This is a genomic window from Flavonifractor sp. (genome assembly GCF_019422385.1).
Lineage (GTDB): Bacteria > Bacillota > Clostridia > Oscillospirales > Oscillospiraceae > Flavonifractor > Flavonifractor avistercoris.
This window is the reverse complement of record NZ_JAHZDL010000027.1, coordinates 1-26,059: the sequence shown is the minus strand read 5'-3', so window position 1 is coordinate 26,059 and position 26,059 is coordinate 1. Positions and strand designations below refer to the sequence as shown.

At 65.6% G+C, this 26,059-nt stretch carries 20 protein-coding genes, 1 pseudogene and 1 riboswitch; of the genes and pseudogenes, 10 read left to right on the top strand and 11 right to left on the bottom strand.

Translation table 11 applies throughout. The features are described from left to right. Window positions 1-288 (top strand): annotated as a pseudogene (locus QZ378_RS05535) (NlpC/P60 family protein); the annotation flags it as partial. A gap of 19 nt (window positions 289-307) precedes the next feature. Here QZ378_RS05535 and QZ378_RS05530 read toward each other — a convergent pair. The 5 genes from QZ378_RS05530 to QZ378_RS05510 form a co-directional block, all read right to left on the bottom strand. After that, on the bottom strand, window positions 308-2,293 hold the full coding sequence (locus tag QZ378_RS05530; RefSeq protein WP_291257580.1) for a M56 family metallopeptidase: 1,986 nt from the start codon (window positions 2,291-2,293) through the stop codon (window positions 308-310). Continuing rightward, window positions 2,286-2,669 (bottom strand): BlaI/MecI/CopY family transcriptional regulator, encoded by a 384-nt coding sequence (locus QZ378_RS05525; protein WP_291257579.1) that lies wholly within the window; start codon window positions 2,667-2,669, stop codon window positions 2,286-2,288. The genes QZ378_RS05530 and QZ378_RS05525 overlap by 8 nt, the downstream gene beginning before the upstream one ends. A 145-nt stretch (window positions 2,670-2,814) precedes the next feature. Then, window positions 2,815-3,387, bottom strand: coding sequence for a hypothetical protein (locus tag QZ378_RS05520; RefSeq protein WP_291257578.1), 573 nt, complete (start codon window positions 3,385-3,387; stop codon window positions 2,815-2,817). Beyond that, window positions 3,384-5,312: a M56 family metallopeptidase gene (locus QZ378_RS05515; RefSeq protein WP_291257577.1), complete on the bottom strand. Its 1,929-nt coding sequence runs from the start codon at window positions 5,310-5,312 to the stop codon at window positions 3,384-3,386. The genes QZ378_RS05520 and QZ378_RS05515 overlap by 4 nt, the downstream gene beginning before the upstream one ends. Window positions 5,313-5,315: 3 nt before the next feature. Next, complete coding sequence (locus QZ378_RS05510) at window positions 5,316-5,684, bottom strand: BlaI/MecI/CopY family transcriptional regulator (RefSeq protein WP_087237513.1); 369 nt, start codon at window positions 5,682-5,684, stop codon at window positions 5,316-5,318. Between the two features lie 170 nt (window positions 5,685-5,854). On the opposite strand from QZ378_RS05510, the gene QZ378_RS05505 reads away from it, so the two are divergent. Further along, window positions 5,855-7,339, top strand: coding sequence for a DUF1846 domain-containing protein (locus QZ378_RS05505; protein ID WP_191380120.1), 1,485 nt, complete (start codon window positions 5,855-5,857; stop codon window positions 7,337-7,339). Window positions 7,340-7,519: 180 nt separating this feature from the next. Further along, the gene (locus QZ378_RS05500; protein ID WP_291257576.1) at window positions 7,520-9,118 is read left to right on the top strand and encodes a CTP synthase; all 1,599 of its coding nucleotides are present in this window, start codon (window positions 7,520-7,522) and stop codon (window positions 9,116-9,118) included. A gap of 286 nt (window positions 9,119-9,404) precedes the next feature. Here QZ378_RS05500 and QZ378_RS05495 read toward each other — a convergent pair whose 3' ends face one another. Then, complete coding sequence (locus QZ378_RS05495) at window positions 9,405-11,483, bottom strand: elongation factor G (RefSeq protein WP_191380122.1); 2,079 nt, start codon at window positions 11,481-11,483, stop codon at window positions 9,405-9,407. Window positions 11,484-12,021: 538 nt separating this feature from the next. Here QZ378_RS05495 and QZ378_RS05490 point away from each other — a divergent pair. From QZ378_RS05490 to QZ378_RS05475, 4 genes are all read left to right on the top strand, one after another. After that, window positions 12,022-13,389 carry a TIGR00366 family protein gene (locus QZ378_RS05490; RefSeq protein ID WP_191380123.1) on the top strand — a complete coding sequence of 456 codons (1,368 nt, stop codon included), beginning with the start codon at window positions 12,022-12,024 and terminating at the stop codon, window positions 13,387-13,389. 346 nt (window positions 13,390-13,735) lie between these two features. Then, window positions 13,736-15,205, top strand: a complete 1,470-nt coding sequence (locus tag QZ378_RS05485) for an S-layer homology domain-containing protein (RefSeq protein WP_291257575.1) — start codon at window positions 13,736-13,738, stop codon at window positions 15,203-15,205. 41 nt (window positions 15,206-15,246) lie between these two features. Further along, entirely contained in the window at window positions 15,247-16,767 is a 1,521-nt protein-coding gene (locus QZ378_RS05480) for a M15 family metallopeptidase (protein WP_291257574.1), read from the top strand. Window positions 16,768-16,790: 23 nt separating this feature from the next. After that, complete coding sequence (locus QZ378_RS05475) at window positions 16,791-17,834, top strand: S66 peptidase family protein (RefSeq protein ID WP_291257573.1); 1,044 nt, start codon at window positions 16,791-16,793, stop codon at window positions 17,832-17,834. A gap of 276 nt (window positions 17,835-18,110) precedes the next feature. On the opposite strand, the gene QZ378_RS05470 is transcribed toward QZ378_RS05475, so the two are convergent. The 5 genes from QZ378_RS05470 to QZ378_RS05450 form a co-directional block, all read right to left on the bottom strand. Then, entirely contained in the window at window positions 18,111-18,854 is a 744-nt protein-coding gene (locus tag QZ378_RS05470) for an amino acid ABC transporter ATP-binding protein (RefSeq protein WP_291257572.1), read from the bottom strand. A gap of 1 nt (window position 18,855) precedes the next feature. Further along, window positions 18,856-19,707, bottom strand: a complete 852-nt coding sequence (locus QZ378_RS05465) for an amino acid ABC transporter permease (protein WP_291257571.1) — start codon at window positions 19,705-19,707, stop codon at window positions 18,856-18,858. 42 nt (window positions 19,708-19,749) lie between these two features. Beyond that, window positions 19,750-20,694: a transporter substrate-binding domain-containing protein gene (locus QZ378_RS05460; protein WP_291257570.1), complete on the bottom strand. Its 945-nt coding sequence runs from the start codon at window positions 20,692-20,694 to the stop codon at window positions 19,750-19,752. 208 nt (window positions 20,695-20,902) lie between these two features. Then, window positions 20,903-21,091: riboswitch (Lysine riboswitch) on the bottom strand. Between the two features lie 135 nt (window positions 21,092-21,226). Continuing rightward, the gene (locus QZ378_RS05455) at window positions 21,227-22,600 is read right to left on the bottom strand and encodes a hypothetical protein (protein WP_291257569.1); all 1,374 of its coding nucleotides are present in this window, start codon (window positions 22,598-22,600) and stop codon (window positions 21,227-21,229) included. After that, window positions 22,597-23,067, bottom strand: a complete 471-nt coding sequence (locus QZ378_RS05450; RefSeq protein ID WP_291257568.1) for an RNA polymerase sigma factor — start codon at window positions 23,065-23,067, stop codon at window positions 22,597-22,599. Before QZ378_RS05450 ends, QZ378_RS05455 begins: the two co-directional genes overlap by 4 nt. Window positions 23,068-23,224: 157 nt before the next feature. On the opposite strand from QZ378_RS05450, the gene QZ378_RS05445 reads away from it, so the two are divergent. The 3 genes from QZ378_RS05445 to QZ378_RS05435 are packed head-to-tail and all read left to right on the top strand — an operon-like array spanning window position 23,225 to window position 25,608. Then, window positions 23,225-23,977, top strand: a complete 753-nt coding sequence (locus tag QZ378_RS05445; protein ID WP_291257567.1) for an NTP transferase domain-containing protein — start codon at window positions 23,225-23,227, stop codon at window positions 23,975-23,977. Next, complete coding sequence (locus tag QZ378_RS05440) at window positions 23,974-24,774, top strand: M55 family metallopeptidase (protein WP_291257566.1); 801 nt, start codon at window positions 23,974-23,976, stop codon at window positions 24,772-24,774. Before QZ378_RS05445 ends, QZ378_RS05440 begins: the two co-directional genes overlap by 4 nt. Before the next feature lie 15 nt (window positions 24,775-24,789). Beyond that, window positions 24,790-25,608, top strand: coding sequence for an NYN domain-containing protein (locus QZ378_RS05435; RefSeq protein WP_191380133.1), 819 nt, complete (start codon window positions 24,790-24,792; stop codon window positions 25,606-25,608). Window positions 25,609-26,059: the final 451 nt, after the last annotated feature.

The following is a 26,059-nucleotide window of genomic DNA, read 5'->3' as shown; positions in this document are numbered from 1 at the left end:
ACCTTCATGGCCTGGTTCTTCTGCGGGGTGTCCCTCTACCGGGACGCCCGGCTGGTGGAGGGCTTTCCCGCCAAACCCATCCCCTTTGAGGCGCGCAGGCCGGGGGATCTGCTCTACTTTCCCGGCCACATCGCCCTCTGCCTGGGGGGTGACAGGTATATCCACTCCACCGCAAAGGTGGGCAGCGACGGGGTGGTGATCAACAGCCTCAACCCGGCTGATCCGGATTTCCGGGCGGATCTGCGGGAGAAGCTGCTGGCCGTGGGCAGCGTGTTCCCCCTCCTGTAGGGGCGGATAGCATCCGCCCCTACAGCGCGGGCAGGCGGGTCATGGAGGTGACCACGCCCAGCTCCACTGTGAGCTGAAGGGTGGGCCGGTCGATATTTGCCACCGATGGATAGGCCGCTTCGATGTCAGCCATGTACTCCTTCAGAAATTCGTCCGTGCTGCCGCGATAGGCCGTGCCATCCGCCTGAAACAGGGCCACATCCTCCTTGTATTGGTAGCCAACGTATTCGCCGGTGACATCCATTTGCAGCAGGGAAAACTCCACCTCTTGTTCGCTGCGGCTCATCCGCTGTGTTTCTGTATCCAACTGATAGGCGTATGCGCTGAAAGCGGCGATGGTACCGTCACCCATCGCAGCCGTAATGCCTTGAATAAAACGGATGTAATAGGTGCCGTCCGGCAGCCCTCGCGCCAGAATCTTCGCCACCTGCCCGTCCTCCCGGACGGTCAGGGTGCAGTTCAGGCCCCAGCTGCCCATGGGATCGATCTGCCGGGCCAGGGCCTCCAGATCCACCGCGCCGTCAAGCACCGCCGCCTCGATCCAGTTGCTGTCCGCCCCCACGTTCCCGTCATCCACAGCGTAGGTGAGGGTGCCCGCCTCCGGGTCCACACCGTGGATCACGGCCTGGAGCTCCGTCAAGTCCGTGGACAAATTGGCGGTGTACCAGGTCATGGCGGTGATCTCGCCGCCGGTTACCTCCACCTCCAGCACCATGGGGTAATAGGAGGAGAGCATCGACCACATCAAAAAGTCACTGAGCCCGTTGTCCCCGTGATTGCCCAGCTCCACATCCTCCGCCACCGGGAGGGTCACCGAATCCCCCTGATAGGGATCCCCGCCGGTGATGGTCATGGTGTCCGGATCCAGCTCCACCAGGATCAAACTCAGCTCCGAGCCGTCCTCACCGGCCGCCCACCAGTTCATGGTGGGCAGGGTGGCCCAGTAGGTGCCGTCGGCCAGCTCGTCAGGGCCGATGACCTCCCCCAGCGGCGTGCCTGTGGGCGGCGTGGTCTCCTCCGGGGTCTCGCTCTGCCGGCAGGCCACCAGGGAGCCCCCCAGCAGGGCGGCGCACAGCACCAACACCAGGGCGAGCCGCCCCCGCCGGGCGGGCGCGGCGGATGCCAGGGCCCGGAACCGCTCCTTGAGACCCCGGACGCCGCCGGCGAACTGGCTGGTCAGCGGCGCCGCCGGCCGGGCGGACACGAAGGACAGCAGGGCCGCGCCGTAGCCCTGCCGCCAGCCCTCGTCCCTTCCGGCCAGGGCGGCGGCGTCGCAGCAGATCTCCACGTCCCGCTCCGCCGAGCGGCGGAGGGCCCACACCATGGGGTTGAACCAGTGGAGGGCGCACACCCACAGCAGCAGGGCCTTGTACCACAGGTCGCGGCGTTTGGCGTGGGCGGCCTCGTGGGCCAGGGCGTAGGCCCGCTTCTCCCCCGTCAGGCCCTCGGGCAGCAGGATGCGGGGCCGCATCAGCCCCACCAGCACCGGGGCGGACAGGAGGGCGCAGCTCTTCACCGGGATGCCCTCATACTCCCCCGCCGGGGCACTCCACCGGCGGGTGTGCCGCCGGAAGGCGGCGTACCGGGTCAGCTGGACCGCCAGCACCCCGGCGGCCCCGGCGCACCACACGCAAAAGGCCAGCTCCGCCAGGGTGAGGGAGAAACCGGGGGCAGGCGCTTCCGCCTGGGCCATACCGGCTTGGCCGCCATTTGACGCCCCCTCCGCCGGGTGGGCGGCGAACTCCACCCCCTGGAAGCCCTCCGCCCCCTCGTCCACCCAGGCGGCGGACAGCTCCACCGGGGCGGGAGCCTCCAGCGTCACCGGGGCCCGGGGCAGGGGAATGTTGAGGGGCACCGCCAGCCGCAGGGCCACCAGCAGCCAGGCCCAGTACCGCCACTGGGGCCGGAAGCGGCGCTTCCACACCGGGGAGAGGGCCAGCAGCAGGGCGGCCACCGCCCCCATGGTGAGGCTCACCTCAAACAGGGAAAACAGGAAGTCACGCACCGCCGTCCCCTCCCCTCAGAATTTCCTCCAGCTCCGCCAGATCCTTCTGTGAGATGGCCTTGCTGTCCATCAGCGCGGCCACCAGGCTGGGCAGGGAGCCGCCGTGGAGCTTTTGGAGAAATTCCCGGCTCTCTGCGGCCAGATAGTCCTCCCGGCGCACCAGCGGGGTGTAGAGGTTGCTCCGCCCGTCCTTGTCCCGGCGGACAAAGCCCCGCTCCTCCAGCCGGGAGAGCAGTTTGAGCAGGGTGGGCATCCGCCAGCGCTTCCCCGCCAGGGCCTCCATCAGCTCGCCGGAGGAGGCGGGGTAGGCCTTCTGCGCCCACAGGGCCTGCATGACCTCCAGCTCCGCATCGGGCAGCCGCTCCAGCACGTCCATGGTCATCCCTCCAATTAGACATTCGTCTTATTTCTGTTTCCATTTTACAACTGTCTAATTATTTTGTCAAGGGAAACCCGGCCTAATCAAAATGCCGCCCGTACGGGCGGCATTTTGATTAGGGTGACGCTTCCGGACAAAGCCGTCACGTCTCCTCCAGAGGGAAGAAGCCCCGCAGGACAAAGAGGCTGACGGCGATCACCACCCGCGTCCCCAGCCAGGACAGGAGCAGCAGGACGGCCGGCAGCTGCACCCATGCCTCCTCCGCCGGCAGGGGAAGAATTGACAACAGGGTGACCGCGATCTGCAGCACCGCGTCGATATTGCGGCACAGCCGCAGGCGGCAGGCCAGCACCGGGGTATTTCCCGGCCCGTCGGCCAGCAGGGCCAGGTCGGTGAGCAGCTGGAAGTGGAAGTAGAGGGCCACGCAGGCGACCAGGGCGGAGAGCAGAAAGAACCGGCCGGTGAGCTCGGAGCCGGAGAGGGGGAGGGCCAGCCAATCCACCAGGGACGCCGCCCCCAGCAGGACGCAGAAGGGCTTCAACAGGGGGAGATCCCGCAGCTCCCCGGCCAGCATGCCGATGGCGATGAAAATAAGCAGATAGCCCACCCAATCCGGCAGCAGATCCAGGCCGCCATTGATGCGGAAATTCAGAAGGATAAGCAGATAGGCCCAGGCGATCCGGCTCAGGGCATGGCGGATATTTTGGTTGTTCACGGCGTCACCTCCTGGGGATAGGCGGTGCAGGTGTAGGCCTGGCCGTTGTAGGTGAACTCCAGGGCCAGGGCGGCGGGCATGGCCACTTGGCCTGTGCCGTCACTGTCATAGGTGCCGGAGCGCTCCAGGAGAGGATCCTCATCCAGTCCGCCGGGGACCAGGGTATATTGACAACGGGCCTCCAGCAGAGCCTGCGCCGGGTCGGCGGGCTGTGCCATGGGAACCAGCCTCACCGGGAGATCCACGGCCTCCCCGGTGTCCTTGCGCGTGACGCGGAGGCCATAGCCGTCCCAAACTATGGTGAAGCCGGTGTGGAGCCGGGGCAGCGGCTCCAGCCAGTTGGATGAGAGCCAGGTGGCAAGTTCGGATCTGGCGGTGGAGACGGTTCGGTCAATCCCCAGCTGCAGCTGGACTTCCACTTCGATCCGGAGATCCACCGTTTCCGCCGCGTAGGTGGTATATGGGGCCGCCGGGTTGTGGCAGAGAAATTCCGAAACTGGAGAGCTCCGCCAGATCTCCAGTTCGGACAGGGGCTCCACCGTCCAGGATTCTCCGTCGGGCCTCACCACTATCGTCTGATAGACCATACCGAAGGTGGCATCCTCTGACAGGGGCAGAAAAAAGAGCGTCCCCGTATAGCCGCCCGCCCCGTCGGACAGGAGGTTCACCACCGACCAATCCGCCTGCCAGGCGGGGCGGCTCCAGGTGTAGCCCAGCTCCCAGAAGGGGGAGGCCTCCAGCTCCACCTCCTCGTATGGGGCCAGTCCGGTCTGCCAGGCATGTTCCCGCACCCCCTCCGGCAGCACCATGGAGAGGTAGACCGGGCTGTCGCACAGAATGGCCTTGGTGTAGGTGTCCAGAGCCCCGGCCACGGTGGTGGGCCGGTTGAGCTGGGCCCGGGCCAGGGCGAGCGCGCCCCGGTCGGTCCCGCCGGGCACCTCCACCGCGCCGCTGACGCCCCCCAGGCAGGTGACGGCCAGCACCACCGCCACCCCCACGGAGGCCAGGGCCATGCCGGAGGGGTAGCGCTTGAACCGGGCGATGGCGGCGATGCGCCGCTTGATGTTCTGCCCGCCGTTGGCCATGGAGGAGGTGCCGGGGGCGCGGGCGTGCCGGTCGTCGGCCATGGACAGGAGGATCACGCCGTAGGCCCGCCGCTCCTCCCCCTCCAGCCGCTCCAGCACCCGCTGGTCGCACAGGGCTTCACAGTCGTTCTGCATCCGGTCGCAGCAGATCCACACCAGGGGGTTGCACCAGTGCAGGCACCGGAGGGCGCACACCCCCACCCCGGCCCACACGTCGCTGTATTTCAGGTGGAGCAGCTCGTGGAGGAGCACCTTGTCGTCCACCGCCCGGTCGGGGAGCACCAGCACCGGAGCCAGGGGGCCGCACACGAAGGCGCTCTCCAGCCCTGGCAGCACCACCACCCGCCGTGGGGCCTTCAGCCCGTACCGGGCCGCCACCCCCTCCACCTGCCCCAGTGTCTCCGGCGCGGGGGCCGCGCCCCGCCGGAGGGCGGCGCGCAGGCGGAGATAGGACAGGAAAAACCACAGGGCCAGCAGAAGCACCCCGGCGGCGTAGAGATAAAAAAGCACATCGGTGACGCTCCCCGGCGCGGGCAGGCTGCGGGGGAACAGGGGCACCGGGGCCGTCACCGCCGCCGGGGTATAGAGGTCGGTGAGGGCGGAGGAGAGGCGCCCCTCCGCGGCCATCCGGGCCGCCTCCAGAACCACCTGTCCACCGGGCACCAGGGTGCGGCCCAGCAGGCCGGCGGGCACCAGGGCCCGCAGGGCCAGGATGGCCCACACCCCATACTGCCACCGGGGGGAGAGCTTGTCCAGAAAGAGCCGCTTGGCAATCAGCAGCACCGCCGCCGCCACCGACACGGCCAGGGTCTGATAGAGAAACGACCAGAGGTTGTCCACGCCTCACACCTCCATCTCGTCCAGCAGACGGCGCAGCTCCTCCCGCTCCTGGGCGGTGAGGGCGCCGTCCCGCACAAAGGCGGCCACCAGCTTGCCCGCCGAGCCCTGGTATACCCGATCCAGCAGGCCCTGCCGCTCGGCGGCGGCCCAGTCCTCCCGGCGCACCGCCGGGCGGTAGCGGTGGGGGGAGGCGCCTTTGTCGATGGTGACCAGGCCCTTGGCCTCCATGCGGGTGAGGTAGGTGAGCACGGTGCTGCGGCTCCAGCCGGTGGACGGCCGCAGGGCGTCCACCGCCGCCCCCAGGGACAGCCCGTCGTCCCCGGCGGCCCACAGGGCGTCCAGCACCCGCCACTCCTTGTCGCTCAGCTTCATGAGAACCCCTCCTACAGTTGTCGCATCTACAAGAAGATCCTACACCTGTAGGACATCTCTGTCAAGGGACGCCGTGAAATTTGCCAAAATGGGAAAAAAGCCTTTGAGGGCGGGCCGGAATGTGGTAGAATATCCCTTGAGTGAATTTGCCACAGGAGAGGAAGGAAAGCATGGACAGGATCGGCTTTGACAATCAGAAATACCTGGAGCTCCAGTCCGCCCATATCCGGGAGCGCATCGGCCAGTTCGGCAACAAGCTCTATCTGGAATTCGGCGGCAAGCTTTTTGACGACTACCACGCCTCCCGGGTGCTGCCCGGGTTCGAGCCGGACAGCAAGATCCGCATGCTCAAGGAGCTGCGGGACTCGGTGGAGATCGTCATCGCCATCTGTGCCAGCGACATCGAAAAAAACAAGATCCGGGGCGACCTGGGCATCACCTACGATGTGGATGTGCTCCGCCTGATCGACGCCTTCCGGGGGGAGGGCCTGCTGGTGGGCGGCGTGGTGGTCACCCAGTACGCCGGCCAGCCCGCCGCCGACGCCTTCCAGCGCCGGATGGAGAGCCTGGGGGTCAAAACCTGCCGGCATTACCCCATCGCCGGCTACCCCCACAATACAAGCCTCATCGTCAGCGACGAGGGCTACGGCAAAAACGACTATATCGAGACCAGCCGCCCCCTGGTGGTGGTCACCGCCCCCGGCCCGGGCAGCGGCAAGATGGCCGTCTGCCTGTCTCAGCTCTACCACGAGTACAAGCGGGGGGTGAAGGCGGGCTACGCCAAGTTTGAGACCTTCCCCATCTGGAACCTGCCCCTCCAGCACCCGGTGAACCTGGCCTACGAGGCCGCCACCGCCGATCTGGGGGACGTGAACATGATCGACCCCTTCCATCTGGCCGCCTATGGGGAGACCACGGTGAACTACAACCGGGACGTGGAGATCTTCCCGGTGCTCTCCGCCATGTTTGAGAAGATCATGGGGGAGTGCCCCTACAAGTCCCCCACCGACATGGGGGTGAACATGGCGGGCAACTGCATCGTGGACGACGAGGCGGTGTGCGCCGCCGCCCGGCAGGAGATCGTCCGCCGGTACTATACCGCCCTGTGCGACCGCCGCATGGGCGCCGCCGACGACGAGCTGGTGAACAAGCTGGAGCTGGTGATGCAGCAGGCCCACGTGGACGTGTCCATCCGCCCGGTGGTGGCCGCCGCCGCCCAGGTGGCCGAGGAGACCGGCAAGCCCGCCGGCGCCATCGAGCTGCCCGACGGAGAGGTGGTCACCGGAAAGACCACCGATCTCATGGGCGCCTCCTCCTCCACCCTGCTCAACGCCCTCAAGCGCCTGGCGGGCATCGACCATGAGCACCATCTCATCTCCCGGGAGGCCATCGAGCCCATCCAGGCCGTGAAGGTCAACCACTTGGGCTCCGTCAACCCCCGGCTCCACTCCGACGAGATCCTCATCGCCCTGGCCATCTCCGCCACCACCAACCCCCTGGCACGCCGGGCCCTGGAGCAGCTCTCCACCCTGCGGGGGTGTGAGGCCCACTCCACCGTGATCCTCTCCCCGGCGGATACCGGCACCTACAGCCGCCTGGGGCTCCGCCTCACCTGCGAGCCCCAGTATGAGACCAACAAGCTCTACCACAAGTGACCCAAAGGCCCGTCCGCGTCTGCGGACGGGCCTTTTGTGCAATATGCAGGAATTGAGCGTGCTGCTTGCAAAATGCCTTGACGGGGCGGGGACAGAGGGGTACAATAAGTCGGATTTGATTTTAGAAAACGGGGCAAGGGGGCTCCGGGACAAGGGCGTCCGAAAATGGGAGGTATCCGTATGGCAAAGTTTATTTTCGTCACCGGCGGCGTGGTGTCCGGCCTGGGCAAGGGCATCGCGGCGGCGTCCCTGGGCCGCCTGCTCAAGCAGCGGGGCCTGAAGGTGAAGGTACAGAAGCTGGATCCCTATCTGAACGTGGATCCGGGCACCATGAACCCCTATCAGCACGGGGAGGTGTTCGTCACCGACGACGGGGCGGAGACCGACCTGGATCTGGGCCACTACGAGCGGTTCATTGACGAGAATCTCACCGTCCACTCCTCCGTGTCCTCCGGCCGGGTGTACTGGAACGTGCTCAACCGGGAGCGGGCGGGGGACTACCTGGGGGGCACGGTGCAGATCATCCCCCACATCACCGGCGAGATCAAGCGGAACATCTACCAGCTGGATACCGAGGACACCGACGTGGCCATTGTGGAGATCGGCGGCACCGTGGGCGACATCGAGTCCCAGCCCTTCCTGGAGGCCATCCGCCAGGTGGCCGCCGAGCGGGGCCGCCACAACGTCATGTTCGTCCACGTGTCCCTCATCGTGGCCATCCCCGGCTCCGGGGAGCTGAAGAGCAAGCCCACCCAGCACTCGGCCAAGGAGCTTTTAAGCCTGGGCATCCAGCCCGACGTGATCCTCTGCCGCTCCGACGCCCCGGTGCCCGGCGAGATCCTGGACAAGATCGCCCTGTTCTGCAACATCCCCCGGGAGTGTGCCATCCCCAACCTCACCGCCTCCATCCTCTACGAGGTGCCCCTCCTGCTGGAGAAGGCGGGCCTGGCCGACGCGGTGGTGCGGCGGCTGGGGCTGATCTGCCACGCCCCCGACCTGACGGAATGGGCCACCATGGTTCACCGGGCCAAACACCCGGAGGGGCGGGTGGAGATCGCCCTGGTGGGCAAGTACGTGGGGCTCCACGACGCCTACCTGTCGGTGGTGGAGGCCCTGACCCACGGCGGCATCGCCAACCGGGTGCAGGTGGACATCCGCTGGGTGGACTCGGAGCAGCTCACCGACGACAACGCCGGGGAGATCCTGTCCGGCTGCGGCGGCGTGATCGTCCCCGGCGGCTTCGGCGGCCGTGGGGTGGAGGGCATGATCTCCGCCATCCGCTGGGCCCGGGAGAACCGGGTGCCCTTCTTCGGCGTCTGCCTGGGCATGCAGATGGCGGTGGTGGAGTTCGCCCGCCACGGGGCGGGGCTGGCCGGCGCCCACTCCAGCGAACTGGCCGACACCCCCTATCCGGTGATCGACCTGATGCCCGACCAGCGGGATGTCACTGCCAAGGGGGGCACCATGCGCCTGGGGGCCTATCCCTGCCGCATCACCGAGGCCGAGGGCCCGGTGGCTGCCGCCTACGGCGGGCCGGAGATCTCCGAGCGCCACCGCCACCGCTACGAGTTCAACAACCAGTACCGGGAGACCCTGGAGGCCGCGGGCCTCCGCCTGGCGGGCCTGTCCCCCGACGGCCGGCTGGTGGAGATTGTGGATCTGCCGGAGCACCCCTGGTTCGTGGGCGTCCAGTTCCACCCGGAGTTCAAGAGCAGGCCCAACCGGGCCCACCCCCTCTTCCGGGACTTCGTCCGCGCGGCCAAGGAGCACAATAAGTAAACAGATACGGGTACATGCAAGGGCCGGGCTGAAAACAGCCCGGCCCCGGTGCGTATTGGGTTAGTCGGCCTCGTCCTGCATCGCCGCGTCGTCGCAAAGTCCGCTTTGTTTCATTTCCACCGACAGGCGGAAATGAAACACGCTTCCTTGCTCCTCCTCTCCCCACACAACCCGCTGTGCTGGGCTTGTGTGGGGGCCCCATTGAATGGGCCCCCGAGGACACGCCGACTGCCGCCGGGAAAGAACGGGCCGGGCTGAAAACAGCCCGGCCCTTGTGCGTATTTGGTTAGTCGGCCTCGTCCTGCATGGCTTTGGCCGCTTCAATCGCTTTCTCCTGGGCGGCGGGCGGCGCGTCCTCGTAGCGGACGAAGTGGAAGGTGAAGGAGCCGCGGCCCTGGGTCATGGAGCGCAGGTCGATGGCGTAGCGGCCCATCTCGGCCATGGGCACCTCGGCCTCCACGATCTGGTTGCCCTCGCCGTCGGGGTTCATGCCCATGACACGGCCCCGGCGCTTGTTCAGATCGCCGATGACGTCGCCCATGTAACTGTCGGGGATGGTGACCTTCAGTTCGCCGATGGGCTCCAGCAGCACGGGGCTGGCCTGGGGCATACCGGCCTTGTAGGCCAGCTGCACGGCGGTCTTGAACGCCATTTCGGAGGAGTCCACCGGGTGGTAGGAGCCGTCGAACAGGGTGGCCTTCAGGTACACCACCGGGTAGCCGGCCAGCACGCCGTGCTGCACGGCCTCCCGCATGCCCTTCTCCACGGCGGGGAAGTAGTTCTTGGGCACGGCGCCGCCCACGACCTCCTCGCAGAACTGGAGCTCCTCGGTGTCGCCGGGCTCGAAGCGCATCCACACGTCGCCGAACTGGCCGTGGCCGCCGGTCTGCTTCTTGTGGCGGCCCTGCACCTCCACCTTCTTGCGGATCTTCTCCCGGTAGGCCACACGGGGCTCGGAGAGCTCCGCGTCCACGCCGAAGCGGCTCTTCAGGCGGGAGAGGATCACGTCCATCTGCATGTCGCCGGTGCCGGAGACCACCATCTGGTGGGTCTCAGCGTTGTTGACCCAGTTGAAGGTCAGATCCTCCTCATTCAGGCGGGTGAGGCCGGCGGCGATCTTGTCCTCCTGGCCCTTGGTCTTGGGGGTGATGGCCACGGAGTAGCAGGGCTCGGGGAAGGGGATGGCCTCCAGCTTGACCACCTTGCGGGGGTCGGACAGGGAGTCGCCGGTCTTCACCTTGTCCATCTTGCCGATGGCGCCGATGTCGCCGCACTCCAGCTCCTTGACCTCCTCGGCCTTCTTGCCCTTCATGACGTACAGGCGGCCCAGCTTCTCGGTGGCGCCGGTGCGGGCGTTGATCATCTGCATATCCGGCTTGATGTTGCCCGACATGACCTTCACATAGGAGTACTTGCCGTACTGGTCGGAGACGGTCTTCCACACGTAGGCCACGGGCAGGGCGCCGGGGAAGGGCACGAACTCGTCCAGCTCGCCCTTCTCGTTCTCGCCCATGAGGGGCCGGCCCTCCAGGGGGGAGGGGAGCAGCTCCACAATGATGTCCAGCAGCATGCGGGTGCCCAGGCCGGTGACGGCGGAGCCGCACACCACGGGGAACAGGGACAGATCCTTCACGCCGGCCCGCAGGCCCTGGATCATCTCGGCGTAGGTGAAGTCCTCGCCGGAGAAGTACTTGTCCATCAGCTCCTCGCTGGTCTCGGCCACGGACTCCTTCAGGGCGTCGTACAGCTCGTCCAGCACGGGCTTCTTGTCGTCGGGCACGTCGATCTCGATGCGCTCGCCCTTGGGGCCGGCCTCGAAGGCCCGCTTGTGGAGCACGTCAATGAAGCCGATGACCTTCTTGTCCGCGTCCCAGATGGGGGCCACCACGGGGGCGATGTTCTTGCCGAACCGCTCCCGCAGGGTCTCAAAGGCGGCGTTGTAGTCGGAGTTGTCCTCGTCGGTCTTGGAGATATAGAGCAGCCGGGGCAGCTTGCGCTGCTCGCACAGCTTCCACGCCTTCTCGGCGCCCACGCTCATGCCCGCCTTGGCGGAGCAGACGATGATGGCCGCGTCGGACACCTGGAGGGCCTCGATCACCTCGCCCACGAAGTCGAAGTAGCCCGGGGTGTCCAGCACGTTGATCTTACAGCCGTTATACTCAATGGGGGCCACCGCGGTGGAGATGGAAATCTGACGGCGGGTCTCCTCGGGATCGTAATCACAAACGGTGTTGCCGTCCACGGGGTTGCCCAGCCGGACGGTGCCACCGGTCAAATACAGCATGCTCTCGGCCAGGGAGGTCTTGCCGTTCCCGCCGTGGCCCAGCAGGCAGACGTTGCGGATATTTTGTACGGAATAGCTCATAACTTTGTTTCCTCTCCTTACATTTGAGATCGTCAGCAGCGGCCCCAGGTCTTATTTGAAACATATCAACATGCCCAATCGACGGGCCTTTTGTCCTCTGGACGGCGCAATTTTCTCTTGAAATCCGTCAGGATTCCTGCGAAAAAACTGCTTGCCAGCGGCCCAAAACCCCTCGCCGCTGGGCACATTGCCAATTTTCAAACAAGCCCGAAACGATCAGCAGGACTGCTGTTGTTCATTATACATTAAATCAAACCGACTTACAACTGAAATTTTAGAAAAACCGCGCAAAATTCCCCACCGCTGATGCGGCGGGGAATTTCATGGAGCGGGGGATTAGGGAAGGCGGATGGTTTCCCTGCTAAAAGTCATTGGTTCTGGAGATTCCGGAGGGAGCGGACGATCGATTTTTCTAATGCAATATCAAAAATGAATAAATATACTAATTTCTCCCACAAATGCCAAAGATTATATTGATATTAATGCGGTTTATAAGTATAATGCAACCGTGTTGTGAAAAAATAAGGGAGAGATATCTATGTTCAAACGCTTTACCAATGGGTGTGTCCGGGTTGTGAACCGATGGCTTCCGGATCCGTTCCTGTTCGCCGTCATCCTGACCGCGGTAGTCTTCATCGGCGCCATGATCGGCACCCAGCAGGGGCCGCTGGAACTGGTATGGGCCTGGGGCGGCCAGGGAGGGGATTCCTCTGACGGCTTCTGGGGTCTGCTGTCCTTCTCCATGCAGATGGCCCTGGTTCTGGTGCTGGGTTCTGCCATGGCATCCGCCAAGGCCTGTAAGCGGGCCCTGGCCGCCATCGCCACCCTGGCCCGCGACAAGAAAAGCGCCATTTTGGTGACCACCTTCGTATCCACCATCTGCTGCTGGCTCAACTGGGGCTTCGGCCTGATCGCCGGCGCCTTGCTGGCCAAAGAGGTGGCCCGCCGTGTGGAGGACGTGGACTACCCCCTGCTGATCGCCTCCGCCTACTCCGGCTTCGTGATCTGGCACGCGGGCCTGTCCGGCTCCATCCCCCTGCAGATCGGAGCCCAGGGCGGCACTGACATTCTGGGTGTGAACTACTACGCCGGCACTATGGATACCATTTTCCACCCGGTCAACCTGGGCATGGTCATTGTGATCCTGCTCCTCATGCCCCTGGTCAACTACGCCATGCATCCTGACGCCGCCCACACCATCGCGGTGGATCCCGCTCTGCTGGCGGAGGAAGAGGAGAAGCTGTACAAGATTGAGACTCCCGCCGACAAGATGGAGCACAGCCGCATCCTGTGGGTGATCACCCTGGTGCTGGGCTTCGCCTACATCGTGTACTACTTTGTTCAGAAGGGCTTTAACCTGGATCTGAACATCGTCAATATGATCTTCCTGTTTCTGGGCATCCTGCTCCACGGCGACCTGCGCAAGTACGTGGATGCCATTGCTGACGCCGCCTCCGGTGCCGCCGGCATCCTGCTCCAGTTCCCCTTTTATGCCGGCATCATGGGCCTGATGGTGGCCCAAAACCCTGAGACCAGCGTGTCTCTGGCCGGCATCATCGCTAACTTCTTCACCAACATCTCCAACGACATCACCTTCCCCGTGCTCACCTTCCTGTCCGCCGGCCTGATCAACTTCTTCGTGCCCTCCGGCGGCGGCCAGTGGGCCGTGCAGGCCCCCATCGTCATGCCCGCCGCCACCGAGATGGGCATCGAGTACGGCCGGGCCGCCATGGCCATCGCCTGGGGCGACCAGTGGACCAACATGATCCAGCCCTTCTGGGCGCTGCCTGCTCTGGGCATCGCCGGCCTGTCCGCCCGCAACATCATGGGCTACCTGGTGATTGTCACTATCTTCACCGGCCTGGTGGCCTGCGGAGGCTTCCTGATCTGGGGCGCCTTTTTCTGACATGACATATCAAGTTGAATCGTGATTCACAACACATTTGTGGCCGCCTCATATGAGGCGGCCGCTTTTTACAGGGCTCATCCTGCAAAATATTCATATCTTTAACTGACAGACGCAGATACTGTGTGCCGCAGGTCGGTAACACATCCGCTCATTGCTTGAAAAGATGCTTCGGAATGGTCCCTTCCTGCTAAAATACGCTCCGGCGGCGGCATCTGGCACCGGCAGGAGAAAAAGAGACAAAAATTTCTCTGTACAGCCAGTAATGAGTTGTGAAAAATTGACAAAGAAGGGCGGATGTGGCATAATACAGAGAGATATTTTTTGAGAGAAGGAGTTGTCCCGTATGAAGCACGCCCCTCGCCTCACCGCCCTGCTGCTGATCCTGGCACTCCTGACGGGCCTGCTGCCCGCGGCCTCCGCCGCATCTCAGCCCGCCGAGCCCCGCATCGCCGCCGACAGTGCCATCGTCATCGACTACGACACCGGCGAGACCCTGTATGAAAAGGACGCGGACACCATGCGCGTCCCCGCCTCCATGACCAAGGTGATGACCGCCTACATCATCTTCGAGGAGCTGGAGGCCGGTAATCTGACCCTGGACACTCTGGTGCCCATCAGCAATTTCGCCGCCCAGATCTCCCGCAACCAGGCCAGCTATCCCACCGCCGTGCCCCTGCCCTACGGCGGCAGCCTGACGGTGGACACCCTGCTCAGGCTGATCCTGATCCCGTCGGCCTCCGCCAGCTGCGTGGCCATGGCCGAGTACATCTCCGGCACCGAGGCGGCCTTTGTCCAGCGGATGAACGCCACCGCCCAGCGCCTGGGCATGACCGCCCAGTACCGGAACTGCCACGGGGCCCACGTCCACTACCTCACCGCCCGCTCCCAGGCCATTCTGGTGCGGGAGTTTATCCGCCGCTTCCCCCAGATCCTGGACTACACCTCCGCCACCTCTGTCACCTTCAACGGGACGACCTACCCCAACACCAACCAGCTGCTGCCCGGCCTGGCCTTCGAGTATGAGGGGGCCGACGGCTTCAAGACCGGCACCATCACATCCGCCGGCTACTGTCTCAGCGCCACCGCCAAGCGGGACGGGCGGCGCATCATCAGTGTGGTGATGCACTCGGACAACAACACCACCCGCCACACCGACAGCACCGCCCTGCTGGACTACGGCTTTGCCAAGCTGGCCACCGACGCCCCCTACATCGACACCGCCTTCCACTGGTCGTGGCAGGCGGTGGAGGAGCTGGACGCGCTTGGGGCGGAGCTCCACCCCAGCGGGGAGCAGTTCCGCCCCGACCAGGCCGTCACCCGGGCGGAGTTCACCGCCATGCTGTACAGCGCCCTGGCGGCGGACGGCCAGCTGCCCCCGCTGCCCGGGCCAGAGGAGAGCGCCCAGCCCGCGGAGACCGCCCCGCCGGAGGATACCGCCGGGGAGCCGGAGCAGCCTGCCCCCGAGCCGGAGCCCCCGTTCGCCGATATCGACGACCACTGGGCCCAGGCGTACATCGAGGAGGCCGCCGCCCTGGGATTGGTGGAGGGCGACCAGTACGGCCGCTTCAACCCCGACTCCGCCCTCACCCGCCAGGACATGATGGTGCTGGTGGACAACTTTGTGGAGCTGCCCGAGGCCAACGGCCTGGGCTTTGACGACGACGGCGACATCGCCCTCTGGGCCCTGGAGGCCGCCGCCCGCACCACCGCCGCCGGCCTGTTCGGCGGCAGCGGCGGCCGCCTGTCCCCCAACGCCTCCGCCACCCGGGCCGAGGCCGCCCAGGTGGTGAGCCGGGTGCTGGAGCTGGCATAGAGACGCCGCGCCGACATTTTGAGGAGGAGAATCCGTCCGCCATGAAACGAGTGCTGTCCCTGTGCTGCGCCCTGGCGCTGCTGCTGGCCCTGGCTTCCTGCGGCAGCCGGGAGCCGGAGCCCTCCGGCTCCCCCGCGCCGGAGCCCACCTCCGCCGTCACCCCCACGCCGGAGAGCAGCCCCACCCCTGACCCGACCCCCACCCCGTCGCCCACCCCGGAGGCGGCGGTGTGGGACGCGGATCACACGCTGGATCGGGAGCTGCCGGAGCTGACGGCGGCGGGGCTGGAGCTGCCGGTGAACGGGGCCACCGGCTACGCCTCGGTGGATCTGGGCCTGTGGCCGGAGCCCCAGCCCGACCCCACCCCCCCACCTGCGGCGACGCCCCCCCCCGCGGCCGCGCCCCGCCCCACGCCCGTCCCCGCCGTGCCCACGCCGGCCCCTGTGCCCACCCTGTCCGCCGCGCCGGCGGAGGAGACTGCCCAGCCGGCCGAGAGCGCCCCGGCGGCGGGGGAGACGGAGCCCCTCCCCCCGGAGAGCGGAAGCCCGGAGAGCGCGGCCCCGGCGGCTTCGCCCGCCCCCACGCCATCGTCCACACCGAGCTCCACCCCTTCGCCAATCCCTACCCCCACCCCAGCTCCAACTCCAACGCCAGCGCCCACACCGACGCCGGAGCCCACGCCCTCCCCGGATCCCTTTGCAGGGGCCCTGGACGTGCTGGAGCCGGGGGAGGGCTTCACCATCCTCTCCGAGCAGGGCCACTGGTGGAGGGTGGAGGCCGCCGCAGGGGTCGGGTGGGTGGATCACCGCTACTGCCTGATCAACCTGCCAGACGTGATCCCGTCCATGCTCTACGACGCGGTGAATTCCTATGGAGCGGTCTACGTCAGCTCGGGGAAGGAGATCCCCGGCGTCACCGGGGAGCGCTTTTATCCCGGGGCCGCCTACAACCCCCGGCTGGATCGGGAGGAGTTCATGATGCCCATGCTGTACGCCGCCGCCAAAAGGGTGTGCGCCGCCCAGCACGCCGCCCTGGCCCAGGGCAACTGTCTCAAGCTCTACGAGGCCTTTCGCCCCCGCTCCACCCAGCTGGCGGTGATTGACGGCCTCACCGCCCTGGCGGAGGAGGATCCGGAGGTAAAGGCGGGGATCACCACCCCGCCCTGGAGCATGACCTACTTCATCAACACCGGCTACTCCAACCACCAGCGGGGCTTCGCTGTGGACGTGAGCCTGGTGAAGGTGAAACAGACCGAGGTGCGCACCACCGGTGGTCGGGAGTACCTGGCGGTCACCGACTTCATCGAGTACGATATGCCCACCGCCATCCACGAGCTGAGCATGGCCGCCGCCTCCACCCTGGCGCCGGGGAGCGACACCCTCGCCGACACCATGAACGACCCGGCCATCGCCCTGCGGGGCTACTTCACCGGCGCGGGCATGAGCCCGCTGGAGTCGGAGTGGTGGCACTTCAACGACTGGAACGCCAGGGATCTGGCCCGCGACAACCTGAGCACCGGCAAGTTCGAGATCGGCCGCTGCTACAGCAGACCCCCTGTGTAAAAGGCCGACGTCTGTGAAAGGAAGTGAAGAAAATACGGGTCAAAACCGTCGCAATCGTGAGCCTCTCCAGCGGCATGCTGGGGGAGCCGTTCATCCGGCATGAGCTGGAGCTGGGGCTGGGGCGGCTGAGAGGCTATGGCCTGGAGGTGCGGTTTTCGCCCAACGCCCTGCGGGGGCGGGACTACCTGAGCCGGCACCCGGAGGCGCGGGCGGCAGATCTGCTGTGGGCCTTCCGGGAGCCGGAGGTGGACATGATTCTCTGTTCCACCGGCGGAGACGACACCTACCGTCTGCTGCCTTGGCTGTTTGACCACAACGAGCTGGCGGAGGCCGTAACAGAGAAGATCTTCCTGGGCTTCTCCGATACCACAGTCAACCACCTGATGCTGCACAAGGTGGGGCTGAGCACCTTTTACGGGCAGGCGTTCCTGCCGGATGTCTGCGAGCCGGACCGGGAGATGCTGCCCTACACCCGGCGCTGCCTGGAGGAGCTGCTGGAGACCGGCGCCATCCGCCAGATCCGTCCCAGCGACGTGTGGTATGAGGCGCGGAGGGACTTCAGCCAGGCTGCCCTGGGGACCACCATGCCCGCCCATCCGAATGGGGGCTTCCAGCTCCTGCAGGGGCCGCCCGTCTTTTCCGGGGAGATCCTGGGCGGCTGTCTCGACACCCTCTACGACCTGTTTGACAACGGAAGATATGCGGATTCTGTGGCGGTATGCCAGCGGTACGGACTGTTCCCCTCCCTGGAGGACTGGAGGGGGAAGCTCCTCCTGCTGGAGACCAGCGAGGAGCGGCCCCCACCGGAGAAGTGCCGCCGGATGGTGGAGGCGCTGAAGGACACCGGCACTTTCAGCGTCCTGTCCGGCATCCTGGTGGGAAAGCCCATGGACGAGATTTATGCGGAGGAGTATCGGAGAATCCTTCTGGAGGTGGTGGACGACCCGTCCCTGCCCATTCTCTGGAACCTGAACGTGGGCCACGCCACCCCCAGGTGCATCATCCCCTTCGGGGTGCCCGCAGTGGTGGACGCCCACGCCCAGGCCATCACCTTCGCGGGCCGATAGTGTCCCCGCGTCCCGCCGCCGGGATGAAAAAACAGCGCCTGTTCCCATGGAACAGGCGCTCAGCCTGTCGAAAAAGTCTTTTCGACAGGCTGCTGAACTTTTTGAAACTTCACCAAAGTTTCAAAAAGTTGTTTGATCAAACGCGAAAGGGAACCCTGACGGTTCCCTTTCACACTATCCTTCCCTCCGAATCCTTTGGCTGGAGGGTTTATCGACAGTCTCAGCGCCTGTTCCATGGGAACAGGCGCTGTCTGTTTTGTGGTGAGAATGGTCCGCTCAGCTGGCCATGAACCGGGCCAGGAACTCCCGGGTGCGGGGCTGGCGGGGGTAGGCGAAGAGCTCCGCCGGGTCCCCCTCCTCACAGATCACCCCGTCGGACATGAACACCACATGGCGGCTCACGTCCCGGGCGAAGGCCATCTCGTGGGTGACCACCAGCATGGTCATGCCGCTGGCGGCCAGCTCCTTCATGACGGAGAGCACCTCCCCCACCATCTCCGGATCCAGGGCGGAGGTGGGCTCGTCGAACAGGAGCACCTCCGGCTCCATGGCCAGGGCCCGGGCGATGGCCACCCGCTGCTTCTGGCCGCCGGAGAGCTGCCGGGGCCTGGCCTTGATGTAGGGGGCCATGCCCACCTGCTCCAGATAGCGCAGGGCCTTTCTCCTGGCCTCCTCCCTGCTCTGGCGGAGGACCTTTACCGGCCCGGCCATGCAGTTCTCCAGCACGTTCATGTTGTTAAACAGATTGAAGGACTGGAACACCATGCCCACCTTGGCCCGGTAGGCGGAGGGGGCCACCCCGCGGCCGGCCACGTCCTCCCCGTGGAAGCGGACGGCCCCCCGGCTGGGGGTCTCCAGCAGGTTGATACACCGCAGAAGAGTGGACTTGCCGGAGCCGGAGGCGCCGATGATGCTGGTCACGTCGCCGGGGCGGACGGTGAAGTCGATGTCCCGCAGCACCTCATGGCTGCCGAAGGACTTGGAGAGGTGCTGGACCTCCAGAATAGGCTGCTGATTCATGTTAACGCTCCCCCCTCGGCTGAAGATTCCGATTCAGTACCGCACGGGCCCGCCCCCTGCGGGGCAGACGGTAGGTGCCGGCGGTCATGGTCAGAGCGTCGGCCTGTACCAGCTGATAGTCGCTGGCGCCGTCCATCAGCCGCTCCACCAGCCGCAGCAGGAAGGAGGCGATGAGGGTCATGGTCAGGTAGCCGATCATCTCGATGGCGGCAGAGGGGAAGTACAGGTTGTTGACCCCCACAATGTTCCGGTGCTGGGCGAAAAACTCGGTAAAACCGATGATGAACATGACCGAGGTGTCCTTGATATTGATGATGAAGTTGTTGCCGATCTGGGGCATGATGTTGCGCAGGGCCTGTGGGAGGATCACGCCCGTCATGGTCTGTACGTGGGTCATGCCGATGGCGCGGGCCCCCTCGGTCTGGCCAGGGTCGATGGAGAGGATGCCCCCCCGCACCGACTCGGCCATGTAGGCGCCGGTGTTGATGGACACGATGAGGATGGAGGCGGCCCAGATGCCGGAGTAGCCGGAGAACTGCACCGAGTTATAGGTGAAGTAGGGCAGGCCGTAGTAGATGAACACGGCCTGGAGCATCATGGGGGTGCCCCGAAAGACCTCCACATAGATCCGGACCAGCACCCGGATCAGCTTCAGCAGGAACCGCTTGGGCAGGGGATCCTGTCTGGTATAGGGAATGGTGTTGAGAATGCCGCAGATGAGGCCGATGATGCAGCCGATGGCGGTGGCTGCCAGGGCCAGGATCAGGGTGTTCTGGACGCCGGCCAGATAGCGGGGGCCGTAGGCCTCCCACAGACGGGCCATGTCGCTGCACAGTTCGATGAGGCGTTCCATAGGCGCCGCTCCTTTCTGCCCCCACGGGGCGTTTTGTTCCGCTCAGATCTCGGGCTGGACGCTGACGGCCTGGTTCATCAGCTCGGTGAAGTCGTCCTCGGTCATGGTGGAGAGCACGTCGTTCATGGCCTCCAGCAGGACGGTGTTGCCCTTCTGGACGGACATGCCGATGTTGATGTGGGAGGCCCGCTCCGCCTCGCTGGCGAACTGGAAGTCGTCCTCCGGGTTGTCGGAGAAGTCCAGGATCACCAGGTCGTCATAGGTGGCCACCGCGCCCATGGCGGTGGGCATGTCGGTGCAGATGAAGTCCACGGTGCCGCTCTCCACCGCCATGATCATGGCCGGGGCGGTCTCGGCGGCGGACTGGATCTCCGCCCCCTCAATCTGGGGCAGGCAGAACTCATACCAGTCGGTACCGGACTGGGCGGTGGCGGTGCCGGTGAGGTCGCTGAGGCCCTGGGCGGAGGCCAGGGGGCTGTCGGCCTTGGTGACGCACACGAAGGTGGCGTAATAATACGGGCCGGCCATATCCACCTGCTCCATCCGCTCCTCGGTCATGGACTGGCCGGCGATGATGGCGTCCAGGGTGCCGGCCTGGAGGGCGGGGATCAGGGAGTCCCAGGCGGTGGCGACCACCTCCAGCTCCCAGCCGTTGGCCTCGCAGATGCGCTGGGCGATCATCACGTCGTAGCCGTTGGCGTAGGAGCCGGGCACGTTGGAGATGGGCACCGCGCCGTTGGAGTCGTCGGCTTGGGTCCAGTTATAGGGGGCGTAGGCGCACTCCATGCCAACGGTGAGCACCCCATCCTCCACGCCGCTGGGGACGGCGCTGGTCTCGGTTTCCGCCGGGGCGGCGGATTCGGTGACAGGGGCGGTGCTCTCGGGGGCGGGGGTTTCGGCGGTGCCGGTGGTCCCGCCGCCGCAGGCGGCCAGGGAGAGGGTCAGGGCGGCGGTAAGGGACAGTGCAGCAAGTGTGTTTCTGTTCATGTTACTTTCCTCCAGTCTAGTTGATTGGCGTTTTTTCCGGCAAAATGGGCGAAAAAAACGCCATGAACCTTCCTGGTGGAAGCGTTCATGGCGGTAAAGAGCAGTGGACAGCCGCCCCGGATTCCGCACAGGCCAAGGCCAGGACCCGGCGGCGCCACCGGTCCCGAAAATGGACGTGCAAAACCAGAGTCGGCGGCATAGGCCCTTGACCAATGATAGCGCTCCACACAGTCGATATGTGGCAGTCCGTGAGATGTTATCCCAACGTCCCAGGCAACCGGCCCCCCAGGCAGGGGACCGGCCCTTCGGCGGAAGGGCCCTTTCTCCGGCGGGGTGCTCTGCCCCTTTGCAGGGTAGTGCCGGATACTCTTGCGATTCCGCGACCTCTATCATTGCAGCGGGTAAATCCGCGACAATTGGTTCTTGCCAAAAATTATAGGCGGATTTTGCGGCGGCCGTCAAGGGAAAATGTTGCTGTATCTTTTTGCGTGGATGGAGAAAAGATTGGGTAAGTATACAAAATCCCGCAATTTTATTCCAGCGGGACCACCTGCCAGGGGGAGGGATCGGGGATGGGGACGGGGAGGGTGACCCCGCTGTCCTCAGACTCTTCCACAGGTTCAACATAGGCCTGGGCGGAGTGGATCAGGGCAAGAGCCTCCGTTACGGTGAGGCCCCAGAGGGAATACTCCACCATAATCCCATCCCCCCAGTCCACCACGAAGGAATACCACCGCCAGCCGCCGATCTTCCCGGTATAGGACGGATTCTTCTCCCCCAGCTCCCGCAGGGTGTCGGTGGTCACCTGATCGATGGTCAGATCGGCCTCGGGGGCAACCACGGCTTCGGAGCGGTATACAGTCACCCGGAGCATCAGGGCGCCGTCCCCCTCCCAGATAGCGGACAGACTGTCCAGATTTTGTACCTCATACCGGGTGGCGGTTCCGAAGGTAAAGCCGTCTGGAATGGCGGAATCCGCGGGCAGCCAGGCCCCCAGGTGCTCCTCCCGGGCCTCCTCCAGAGACAGCTCCCGGCCCGGAATCGGGATGGCAGTCAGGTGCTCCGTGGTAAAGCCGCCGTCCGCCTGGGCGGCATACCGCACCAGCACACAGGACAGCCAGCTGGCGGTCTCCTGGTCGGGGCTGTCGCAGGTAAAGCGCACACCCATGTCCCCGCTCAGGAGCTCCACGCAGTAGGTGTAGTTCGACCCGCCGTCCCCGTCAGGACGGGTGTACCAGGCGGTGACGGCCACGCCGTCATAGTCCTGGACGGCGGCCTCTGCGTACCCCTCGCCGCCGGGAGGGAGCTGTCCGGGGGTGAGCTCCAGGGTGAAGGAGGTGTCCCCGTTGACGCCGGTGATAGAGGCCATAAGGACCTGTTCCCCGTCGAGGTTCTCGCCGCCGTACCAGGCCGTGCCGTCCAGGCCGAAGCCCGACCATAACAGCGACCAGGGCACCTCGTCCGTGCCCCCCAGGGCGGTGATGATCTCCTGGGCGGTCATTGCTTCCTCAAAAGCGCCCCCGGTCCAGTCCCAGTCGATCAGGTAAGGAGTACAGCCGGTGCAGTCGGCAAACTCCAGCGCCGGCACGGCAAAAAAGCCGTGGTGCTGGCCGTTAAAGGGGTCGCCCACCACCAGAGTGTGCTCCGTCTCCGCCGGGGCGGGGGTGATCACAGCGGGCGGGTCGGCCACCCCGGCGGTGGGATCGGGCTGATAATGTGCGGCGTACTGCCACGCCTGCCATCCGCCGAAGAAGGCCAGGGCGAAGCAGGCGGCCAGGGTCCCGGCCCCGATCCATCGGCGGGCAGGGCGGCGGGGGCGCTGCCCCCGCTCCGCCGACTCCAGCACCCGGTGCCGCAGGCCGGACGGGGCGTGGATGCGGTTCATGTAGGCGCGATAGCGGTTCATTCCAGTTCTCCTTTCAGCAGCCTGCGCAGCTTGTCCCTGGCCCGGGACAGGCGGGAGCGGACGGTGCCCTCCCGCTGGCCGGTCATGGCGGCGATCTCGGCGGTCTGATAGCCCTCGTAGTAGTACAGGTGGATCACCGCCCGGTCCTTGGGCGGCAGGGCCTGAACGGCCTCCAGCAGCGCCCGCTCCTCCCGGTCGGCGGCGGGGTAGGTGTCCAGCAGAGGGGCGGTGCGCCGCCGCCAGGGGGACCGCAGGCGGCTCTTGCAGCCGTTGACGGTCACCTTCAGCAGCCAGGCCCGCTCCCGGGCGGCGTCCGGAAAGTCCGGGGCCTTTTCCAGATAGCGCAGGAAGGCGTCCTGCACCGCGTCCTCCGCCTCGTGGGCGTCCCCCAGGACGGCCAGGGCGGCGCGGTACAGAGTATTTTCATATGCGGCGATCACTTCTTCCAGCTGGTCGGGGTCTGTCATCTCTCCGCCCCCTTTCACCCCTATAAACGCTTTGGCGGGGCCAGATGCTGCGCCGCCGGAGAAAAAATATCCGGCCGCATTGTCACGGCCCCGGGAATTATGGTATACTCATTGTATCAGCAATCCGGAAGAACCGGAAGAAAAGAGGATGAATTCCATGGAGACAGGCATCAAAGCGGTGGTTCTGGCGGCGGGGAAGGGCACCCGCCTGCGCACGGAGGGGGTGGATCTCCCCAAGGTGCTGCGGCAGGCGAGGGGGAGGGCCCTGCTGGACTATGTGCTCTCCGAGCTGTCCTTCCTGCCCCGGGAGGACATCGTGCTGGTGGTGGGCTACGAGCGGGAGAAGGTGACGGCCGCCTACCCCGACTATCTCCACGCCGTGCAGGAGCCCCAGCGGGGCACCGGCCACGCGGTCCAGTGCGCCCGGGAGGCCCTGGCGGGCTTTACCGGCAGCGTCCTGGTGTGCTACGGCGACATGCCCCTGTTGCGGCGGGAGACCTATGAGTCCCTGATCGCCACCCATCGAAAAGAGGGCAACGCCTGCACCCTCCTGTCCGCCGTGTCAGACGAGGAGCTGCCCTACGGCCGCATCGTGCGCAAGGCCGACGGGGCCTTCTCCCACATCGTGGAGGACAAGGACTGCACCCCGGAGGAGAAGGCCATCCGGGAGCTGAACGTGGGCGTGTACGTCTTTGAGGCCGGCCCCCTGTGGGAGGCCATCGACCAGCTCCAGCCCAATAACGCCCAGGGGGAGTACTACCTCACCGACGCGCCGTCCTACATCCTGTCCAGGGGCGGAAAGGTGGGGGCCTGCCCCACCTGCACCCCGGAGGAGATGCTGGGGGTCAACACGGTGGAGCAGCTCCACCAGGTGGAGGACATCGTCCGCAGAAGGGAGGGGCGGGCATGAGAGTCTATCTCAGCGCCGACATTGAGGGCACCTGCGGCATCGCCGACTGGGCGGAGACCGAGCGGGCCACCATGGACGACTACCGCCCCTTCGCCGCCCAGATGACCGCCGAAGTGGCCGCCGCCTGTGAGGGCGCCGTGGCCGCCGGGGCGGAGGAGATCGTGGTGAAGGACGCCCACGACTCCGCCCGCAACCTGGACGGGAGCAGGCTGCCCCGGCAGGCCCGGCTCTTCCGGGGCTGGACCGGCGATCCCCTCTCCATGATGGCGGGGCTGGACGTCGGACAGTTCGGCGCGGTGCTCTTTACCGGCTACCACGCCTGGGCAGCCTGCGGTGGCAACCCCCTGTCCCACACCATGACCACCCAGTGTGACCAGGTAACCCTGAACCAGATGCCCGCCAGCGAGTTCCTCATCAACGCCTACACCGCCGGGTACTGCGGCGTGCCGGTGCCCTTCCTGTCCGGGGACGCGGCCCTGTGTGGTTTCGCCCGCAATCTGATCCCCAACATCGTCACCGTGGCGGTGAACGAGGGCCGGGGCGGCGGCGTGCTGGCCATGCACCCCCAGGCGGCGGTGGAGGACATCCGGGCCGGCGCCCAGGAGGCCGTGGCCCGGGCGGACGCCTGCCGGGTGCCCATGCCCGCCTATTTTGCCACCACCATCCGCTACCGGGAGCACAAGGATGCCTACCGCCGCAGCTTCTACCCCGGCGCGGCGCTGGAGGACGACAAGACCATATCCTTCGGCACGGACAACTGGTACGAGATGCTGCGGTTCTACCACTTTGTACTTTAAGAAGGAGAGGCTCCTATGTCGGAAGAAATGGATCTCCGCCTGGCGGTGCTCATCGACGCGGACAACGCACCCCGCTCCGCTCTGGGGGATGTGATGGCGGAGATCGCCGTCTACGGCACCCCCACCATCAAGCGCATCTACGGGGACTGGACTACCCCCAACCTGGCCTCCTGGAAGCCCCTGCTGCTGGAGAACGCCATCACCCCGGTGCAGCAGTACAGCTACACCACCGGCAAGAACTCCACCGACTCGGCCATGATCATCGACGCCATGGACATCCTCTACGGCGGGCAGGTGGACGGCTTCGTGCTGGTGTCCAGTGACAGCGACTTCACCCGCCTGGCCATCCGCCTGCGGGAGGCGGGGAAGAAGGTGTACGGCATGGGGGAGAAAAAGACCCCCAACCCCTTCATCGTGGCCTGCGACAAGTTCGTGTATATCGAGGTCATCCGCTCCGCCGCCGAGCAGGCCCGGGCGGAGGAGGCGGCCCGGGCGGCGGCCCAGGCCCCCAAGCCCAAGAAGGCCGCCAAGAAAAAGACGGGGGAGCCCCCCGCCCCCCAGCCCGAGCCGGAGCCCGCCAGCCGGGTGCCCCAGGACATCGTCACCCTCATCGCCGACTCGGTGGAGATGATGGCCGACGAGGATGGCTACGCCCAGCTGGGGGAGGTGGCCAACCTGCTGGTGCGCAAGAAGCGGGACTTCGACCCCCGAAACTTCGGTTTCTCCAAGCTGAGCAAGCTGGTGAAGGCCCTGCCCCGGTTCGAGGTGGATGTGCGCCAGGGCAGCCAGCCCAACGCCACCTACTTCTTTGTCCGGGACAAGGAGGGGAAATAAAACAGGAAGGCCCGCGGCATAGCCGCGGGCCTTCTCAGCGTGTCGAAAAAATCTTTTCGACACGCTGACGAACTTTTTGAAACTTCAAAAAAGTTTCAAAAAGTTATTTGATCCAACGCAAAAGGGAACCCTGACGGTTCCCTTTCACACTATCCCTCCCTCCGAATCCTTCGGCTGAAGGGTTTATCTACAGCCTGGGAAGGCCTGCGCGGCAGGAGCCGCCGCAAGCGGCGGCTGCGCTCCGAGATGCGCCTGCGGGCGCAGTACGCCGCCCCATCTGCGATGGGGCCCCTAAAGAGCGCAAGCAAAATGCCGCCCATATGGGCGGCATTTTGATAAATCCGGCAGATAGATCAGCGCTTGGAGAACTGGGGGGCACGTCTTGCGGCTTTCAGGCCGTATTTCAATCGTCTGAGCGATGATTTTCCTTGATATTCCGGGCTTTTTTGAG

Excerpts from the sequence above, each read along its gene's own strand:
- QZ378_RS05525 (WP_291257579.1), bottom strand. The coding sequence starts at position 2,669 with ATGGACGTGCTGGAGCGGCTGCCCGATGCGGAGCTGGAGGTCATGCAG.
- QZ378_RS05510 (WP_087237513.1), bottom strand. The coding sequence starts at position 5,684 with ATGAAGCTGAGCGACAAGGAGTGGCGGGTGCTGGACGCCCTGTGGGCC.
- QZ378_RS05505 (WP_191380120.1), top strand. The coding sequence starts at position 5,855 with ATGGACAGGATCGGCTTTGACAATCAGAAATACCTGGAGCTCCAGTCC.
- QZ378_RS05500 (WP_291257576.1), top strand. The coding sequence starts at position 7,520 with ATGGCAAAGTTTATTTTCGTCACCGGCGGCGTGGTGTCCGGCCTGGGC.
- QZ378_RS05495 (WP_191380122.1), bottom strand. The coding sequence starts at position 11,483 with ATGAGCTATTCCGTACAAAATATCCGCAACGTCTGCCTGCTGGGCCAC.
- QZ378_RS05490 (WP_191380123.1), top strand. The coding sequence starts at position 12,022 with ATGTTCAAACGCTTTACCAATGGGTGTGTCCGGGTTGTGAACCGATGG.
- QZ378_RS05485 (WP_291257575.1), top strand. The coding sequence starts at position 13,736 with ATGAAGCACGCCCCTCGCCTCACCGCCCTGCTGCTGATCCTGGCACTC.
- QZ378_RS05480 (WP_291257574.1), top strand. The coding sequence starts at position 15,247 with ATGAAACGAGTGCTGTCCCTGTGCTGCGCCCTGGCGCTGCTGCTGGCC.
- QZ378_RS05470 (WP_291257572.1), bottom strand. The coding sequence starts at position 18,854 with ATGAATCAGCAGCCTATTCTGGAGGTCCAGCACCTCTCCAAGTCCTTC.
- QZ378_RS05465 (WP_291257571.1), bottom strand. The coding sequence starts at position 19,707 with ATGGAACGCCTCATCGAACTGTGCAGCGACATGGCCCGTCTGTGGGAG.
- QZ378_RS05460 (WP_291257570.1), bottom strand. The coding sequence starts at position 20,694 with ATGAACAGAAACACACTTGCTGCACTGTCCCTTACCGCCGCCCTGACC.
- QZ378_RS05455 (WP_291257569.1), bottom strand. The coding sequence starts at position 22,600 with ATGAACCGCTATCGCGCCTACATGAACCGCATCCACGCCCCGTCCGGC.
- QZ378_RS05450 (WP_291257568.1), bottom strand. The coding sequence starts at position 23,067 with ATGACAGACCCCGACCAGCTGGAAGAAGTGATCGCCGCATATGAAAAT.
- QZ378_RS05445 (WP_291257567.1), top strand. The coding sequence starts at position 23,225 with ATGGAGACAGGCATCAAAGCGGTGGTTCTGGCGGCGGGGAAGGGCACC.
- QZ378_RS05440 (WP_291257566.1), top strand. The coding sequence starts at position 23,974 with ATGAGAGTCTATCTCAGCGCCGACATTGAGGGCACCTGCGGCATCGCC.
- QZ378_RS05435 (WP_191380133.1), top strand. The coding sequence starts at position 24,790 with ATGTCGGAAGAAATGGATCTCCGCCTGGCGGTGCTCATCGACGCGGAC.